Consider the following 5,999-nt stretch of genomic DNA (forward strand, 5'->3'; position numbering starts at 1 on the left):
GAGCGCCAGGAGGCGATCGGCGATGCCTTGGAGACCCAGGGCGGCCGGAGAGTCGGGACGCTCGAGGACGATGGGCCGTCGCTTGCGCACGGCGCGCCAGGCCTCGTCGTCGTAGCGGATGGCCCCGAGGTCATCCATCTCCAGGCCGAAGAACTTCTTCCACGCGGACACCACGGCGGCGCCCACGTTCAGGTCGCCATCGGAGCGCGCCTGGTTCAGCACCAGCTTCACGCGGAAGGCGGTCAGCTCCTTCTCGAGTCGCTCTCCGAGCGCGGCGTTCTGCTGGCGCACGTGCTGGATGATCTCGAAGGGAGTGCGCGCGGCACCCTCGCGGGTGGACAGGGCGCGCTCCACGAGCTGCTCGATGCCGTACTGCGCCTCCACCTGCTGGAGCCGCCGGTAGAAGGCGGCCTTGATGAAGCGGTAGGCGTTTTCCACGGAGGTGGGCTCGGGCAGCAGCACCAGCAGGCCGTGGTCGGCGATGATGAAGAAGTCGAGCGTGTTGAAGCTGGAGCCCGCGCCCAGATCGAGGATCAGGTAGTCCACCGACTGGGTCTGAAGGCCGCGCAGCAGCCGCTGCTTCTGGGCGTACTTGATGTTGGCCGCGTCCAGCACGTCCAGCGCGCCGGCGATCAGCGACAGGTTGGGCACGCCCGTCGGCACGATGACGTCCTCCAGCCGCGCCTTGGGGCGCAGCATGAAGTCCGACAACGTGGCCGTGGGCTGACCCACGCCCAGACAGGTGTGGAGGTTCGCGCCACCCAGGTCCGCATCCACCAGCAGCACGCGCTGGCCTCGCATCGCCAGGGCGACGCCGAGGTTGGAGGAGACGAGTGACTTGCCAATGCCGCCCTTTCCACCTCCCACCGCGATGATGCGGTGGGGGCGGGCTCGCGCGACGACCCCGGGAGAATCGGGATCCAGGCGCGCGACCCCGCCCGCGGGCTGAGCGGGCGGGGACGTACGAGCGGGCTGCGACGCGGAGGAGGAAGGCACGGGACTCAAAGCACCCGTATCAAAACCTGTCCTGGGCTCCGCGTCGACTCCCTGGCCAACGGGACTAGTTGATGGTCACCCGGCACGTACAGGCCGTAGTGCCATCGCACGCCCCACCTGCGGAATTCCGGCAGGAGAGGCCCGAGCAGCACCCGGTGGTCGCCGAGCACGCCTGGCCGCTCGACGAGCAGGTAGATCCAGGCTCGCAGGTGCCCACGTTGCTGCCCAGCGGCACGTCGCAGCGCAGGCCCGAGCAGCAGTCCGCGTTGGTGGTGCACAGACCGCTCTGGGACTGACACACCGCGGGTGCGGCGCATTTGCCGCTGGTGCAGATGCCCGAGCAGCACTGTGAGGCGAGGCTACAGGTCGCGTCATTGGCCGAGCAGGTGCCGCCACCCGTGCCGGCGTCCGTGGTGCCGCCCGTGCCGGCGTCCGTGGTACCGCCCGTACCACCGTCCGCGGGGGGAGGAGGCGGCGGGTTGTAGATGGACTGGCAGGCCTTCGTCAGCTCGGAGGTGGCGCGGCACTCGGTGCCCGCGCAGCAGGGGCTGCCGGCATCCGTGTCGCAGCGCGTCCCCACGGGGGAGCACGTGGGGCCGCTCGTGCCACCGTCCGAGGTGGTCCCACCACCGCTGGGCGCCTGGCACTTTAGGGCGCCACTCAAGTCCGGCAGACACAGGGTGCCGTTGCAGCACTGGTCGGTGAACTGGCAGCTGTTGCCCCCCTTGATGCAGCAGTTGGCGTCGTTGCGGTCATAGCCGTCGGGGCAGCCCGCGACGCCACCACCACCGAAGCAGCGCGGCACGCCGGAGGAGTCCACCTTGCAGACGGCCTTCTGGCCATCGCAGCAGTTCTGCGAGGCGTTGATCTTGAGGACGCCGCCATCCGGCAGCTTGCCTTCGCCGCAGATGTTGCCCGTGCCGTTGCAGCTGGTGCCGTTGTCGCAGCGGCCCTCGTCGCAGGTGACGTTGCTGGGCTCAATGGAGCCGCAGCAGATGCCATTGTTGGTGCAGTAGTTGCCCGTCAGCTTGCAGCCACCCACCGGCTGGCACACGGTCGTGCCGTAGCCGAGGTCCACGCACGTGCGCGAGCAGCAGCCGCTGCCGCCGGTGCACGGGTTGCCATCCTGGGTGCAGCCGCCACCACCACCGCCGGTGATGGTCTCGCAGCGACCGACGCCGCCGTCCGTCGCCGTGCAGGCATTACCGCAGCACTCGCCGTCCCGGGTGCAGATGTCGCCGTTGGCGTTGCAGATGTAGGCGCGAGCACAGAGGCCGTTCTGGCAGTTCTGCGAGCAGCAATTATCCGCGTTCGAGCAGGACTGGCCGAGCACCTTGCACGTGTCCGAGGTGTCCGGGAGATCGGCGCAGGTGCCGTTGGTGCACGTCTTCGTGCAGCACTGCTCGGCGGTGGAGCACGAGGCCCCCACGTCGACGCACTGGGTGACGCTGCACTTGCCAGCGTTGCACACGTTGCTGCAGCACTCCGTGCCCACGCTGCACGCCACACCGGAGCTGCCGCACAGGTTGTTGGACTGGGGACACACGCCGTCCACGCCGCACACGCCGGTACAGCACGCGGCGCCCTGCTGGCGATCACACTGGGCCCCCGCGACCACGCACACGGAGCCCGGCCCACCATCGAGACCCACGCCGCTGGTCCCACCGTCCGGCAGGTTCCCGACCACGCCACTGTCCGGCTCGGGCGGCAGGAGGCCCGCGTCGACGCCGGCGTCCTGCTCCCCGCCATCATCACCGCCGGGATTGGGGTTGGTCCCTCCGCAATCACATCCCACGATACTGAGGGCCACCGCCAGGGCGCCCATCAGCAACCACCGATTCTTCCGCATCACGAGTGACTCCCTCTAAAGCTGACGGAGCCGCCCTGGCACACATCCGGTGCGAGAGCCAGACCCCGTCCACACGCCGTGATTGTCCACGCGCGAGGGGAGACCCGTCGAGAGGCGAGACGGCCACTCGGTTACAGGAGCCCTACAAAGCTACAACCCTGAAATACCCAGGGGAGCATCAGTCGTCGAGCAGCTCCACGTTCCAGTACGAGGCGTCGGCCAGGTTCAGGAACGGCAACCACTCGCGGTAGGTGATGCGGCGCGAGGCCCCGCGGAACAGGGGCGTCCAGCGGGGACGCACCGGCACCTTGAGGAGCCTCATCCCGGCCTGCTCCGGGGTGCGCCCGCCCTTGCGCAGGTTGCAGGGCACGCACGAGCACACCACGTTCTCCCAGCTCGTCTTGCCCCCCTGGGAGCGCGGCACCACGTGGTCCAGGTTCAGCTCCGAGCGCGGCAGGCGCCGGGTGCAGTACTGGCAGGTGTCATGGTCGCGCGCGTAGATGTTGAGGCGGGAGAAGCGCACCCGGCCGCGAGGCAGGTACTCGTAGGCGGAGAGCACCACCACCCGGGGTACGCGGATGGGCCGGTCAATGGTGTGGACGCAGTCATGGCTGGCGGTGCTCAGCGCGGCCCAGTCCGCGAACTCATAGAGCCGGTACTGCGTGTCGATGGCCTTGGCCACCCCGAGGTAGAGCAGCGAGATGGCGCGCTTCACCGAGGTGACATGCACCGGCTGGTAGTTCCGGTTCAAGACGAGCACGGCGCTATTGAGCATGGCTGCTTTCCCTATGAGGCCGTCTCGACGGCATCCGCGACCGGCCCGAGGTCCTCCTCCGACAGGCACCGGACGTCGATAACGACCTCGCCGTCCGAAATCCGCCCAATCACCGGAACTTCCGCCCCCCGGAGGGATTCCAGCAAGGCGGCCGGCTCCCCAAGGGTGAGGATGCAAGCGAAGGAAGGCAACCGGGCCAGGGGCATCGCTCCCCCGCCTACCTGCCCCGACGTCGGAGCCACGCGGGCCTTGACGCCCTTCGCCTGGAGAAGCGCGTGCAATCGCTCGGCGCGGGCGCGCAGCGTCTCCGGCGTCTGGGTCAGCAACCTGTACGTGGGTACGGCTTCCGGCCGCCCGTCCCGGTACAGCTCCAGGGTGGCCTCCAGGGCCGCGACCGTCATCTTGTCGATACGCAGCGCCCGGGTGAGCGGGTGCTTCTTGATGCGGGCCAGCAGCGCGGCGCGGCCGACGATGATGCCGGCCTGCGGCCCACCCAGGAGCTTGTCCCCGGAGAAGGCCACCACGTCCGCTCCGGCGCCCACGGTGGCCGGTACGGTGGGCTCGTCGGTGAGCCCCTCACCGGTGAGCGGCACCAGCGCGCCCGAGCCCAGGTCCACGAACACGGGCACCGCGCGGGCACGACCGAGCGCCGCCAGCTCCTTCACCTCCACCTCCTCGGTGAAGCCCACCAGCGCGAAGTTGGAGCGGTGCACCTTCATCAGCACGCCGGTGTCCGGTGTGAGGGCCGACTCGTAGTCCGAGCGCCGGGTGCGGTTGGTGGTGCCTACCTCCACCAGGCGCGCCCCGGACTGCTGCATCACGTCCGGCACCCGGAAACCGCCGCCAATCTCCACCAGCTCCCCGCGCGAGACGATGGCCTCGCGGCCCGCCGCCAGCGTGGCCAGCACCAGCAGCGCCGCGCCCGCGCAGTTGTTCACCACGAGGGCATCCTCGGCGCCGGTGAGCTGGGTGAGCAGGTCGATCACGGGCGCATAGCGGCTGCCGCGCTCGCCCTCGTCCAGGTCGTACTCGAGGTTGCAGTAGTCGCGCGACACGGCGGCCACGCGCGCCACGGCCTCGGGGGCCAGCGGGGCGCGGCCCAGGTTGGTGTGCAGCACCACGCCGGTGGCGTTGAGGACGGGCCTCAGGTTGGGCGTGGCCAGGGTGCGCAGCGCCGCGTCCACGTCCGCGTCCTCGAAGGGCCGGGCCTCGCCGCGCAGCAGCCGCTCGCGCACGCGCTGCACCGCCAGTCGAAGGGCCGCCACGGCCCGGGCCCGGGGAAGCCCCGCCAGCCGCTCCTCCAGGGAGGGCCGGCGCAGGAGCTGCTCAATGGAGGGGAGCGCGCGCAGCAGCGCGTTCTTCCCCCCGTCTTCGGTCGAGGGTGCACCCACGCGCCGAAGTGTAAGGGGGCGGGGGCGCTGGCGCCAGCCAACTCCCCTGCCCTTCAGCCGGGTTTCAAACTACCGGCTGGCCGAACTCACCGCGGGCGCCTTGGCGGGCCGCCCGTAGAGGAGTTGGTAGGTGTTGTAGGAGCGCAGCACCCGCTTGATGTAGCCGCGCGTCTCCGCGATGGGCACTTCCTCCACCCACGCGTCCAGCGGCATGCCCGGGCGCTCCGCGCGCCAGCGGTTCACGGCGTTGGGACCGGCGTTGTAGCTGCCCACCGCGAACGGGGTGTGCCCGGAGAAGCTCTTGATGAGCGAGCCCAGGTAGTGCGCGCCCAGCCGGATGTTGAGCTCCGGCTCCAGCAGCGCCTGGGTCGACACCTTCTTGAGCTTGAGCTGACGCGCCACCGACTGCGCCGTGGAGGGCATGAGCTGGGTGAGGCCCAGCGCGCCCGCCCAGGAGAGCGCCTTCGGATCCAACGCGCTCTCCTCGCGCATCAGCGCCTGGAGCAGATCCGGCTCCACGCCGGCCGCCAGGGTGTGCTTCTCGATGAGCGGACGGAAGGCGTTGGGATAGGCCACCTCCCACACCGGCCGCGTCTCCGGGGTGATGCGGCCGCTCAGGTCGCGGCGCAGCGCCACGCGGGCCACCGCATGCGCGCCCCGCTCATCCCCCGACACGGACAAGAGCTGCACCAGCAGCCGGACGTTCTCCGACGGCAGGTTCGTGCGGTTGACGGCGAGCAGCTCCGAGGAGACGGCCTCGGGGAAGCCCAGGCGCATCAGCTCCACGGCGGCGGTGAAGTGCGGATCCTTCTCCATCGCCCCCGCGTGCAGGGGCCAGGGGCCACGGCGCTCCTGCTGGGTGAAGTCGATCTGCGGCGCCACGCGCTCCATGCGCGACGCATCCACCTCGGCGAGCATCGTGCGGGCCATCAGCCCGTAGTAGGTGGCCGGGTGCTCCACGGCGATCGTCTCGAAGAGATCCGCCGCG

5 protein-coding genes are annotated in these 5,999 nt (G+C 70.2%); all 5 read right to left on the minus strand.

Translation table 11 applies throughout. The annotated features are described in order from the left end of the window. On the minus strand, window positions 1–867 hold an 867-nt coding region (locus tag VF794_RS27630; protein ID WP_414640964.1), incomplete at its 3' end, for a P-loop NTPase. 193 nt (window positions 868–1,060) lie between these two features. Then, complete coding sequence (locus VF794_RS27635; RefSeq protein ID WP_331115482.1) at window positions 1,061–2,845, minus strand: hypothetical protein; 1,785 nt, start codon at window positions 2,843–2,845, stop codon at window positions 1,061–1,063. A 178-nt stretch (window positions 2,846–3,023) separates the two neighbouring features. After that, on the minus strand, window positions 3,024–3,620 hold the full coding sequence (locus tag VF794_RS27640) for an HNH endonuclease (protein ID WP_331115484.1): 597 nt from the start codon (window positions 3,618–3,620) through the stop codon (window positions 3,024–3,026). Window positions 3,621–3,631: 11 nt separating this feature from the next. Then, entirely contained in the window at window positions 3,632–5,011 is a 1,380-nt protein-coding gene (selA, locus tag VF794_RS27645) for an L-seryl-tRNA(Sec) selenium transferase (protein ID WP_331115485.1), read from the minus strand. A 69-nt stretch (window positions 5,012–5,080) separates the two neighbouring features. Further along, the coding region (locus tag VF794_RS27650; protein WP_331115487.1) for a lytic transglycosylase domain-containing protein at window positions 5,081–5,999 on the minus strand (919 nt) is incomplete at its 5' end.

It is taken from the genome of Archangium sp. (assembly GCF_036389735.1).
Classification (GTDB): domain Bacteria; phylum Myxococcota; class Myxococcia; order Myxococcales; family Myxococcaceae; genus Archangium.

Bases quoted from the DNA above. Each gene is read 5' to 3' on its own strand.
- VF794_RS27635 (WP_331115482.1), bottom strand. From the start codon at position 2,845: ATGCGGAAGAATCGGTGGTTGCTGATGGGCGCCCTGGCGGTGGCCCTC.
- VF794_RS27640 (WP_331115484.1), bottom strand. From the start codon at position 3,620: ATGCTCAATAGCGCCGTGCTCGTCTTGAACCGGAACTACCAGCCGGTG.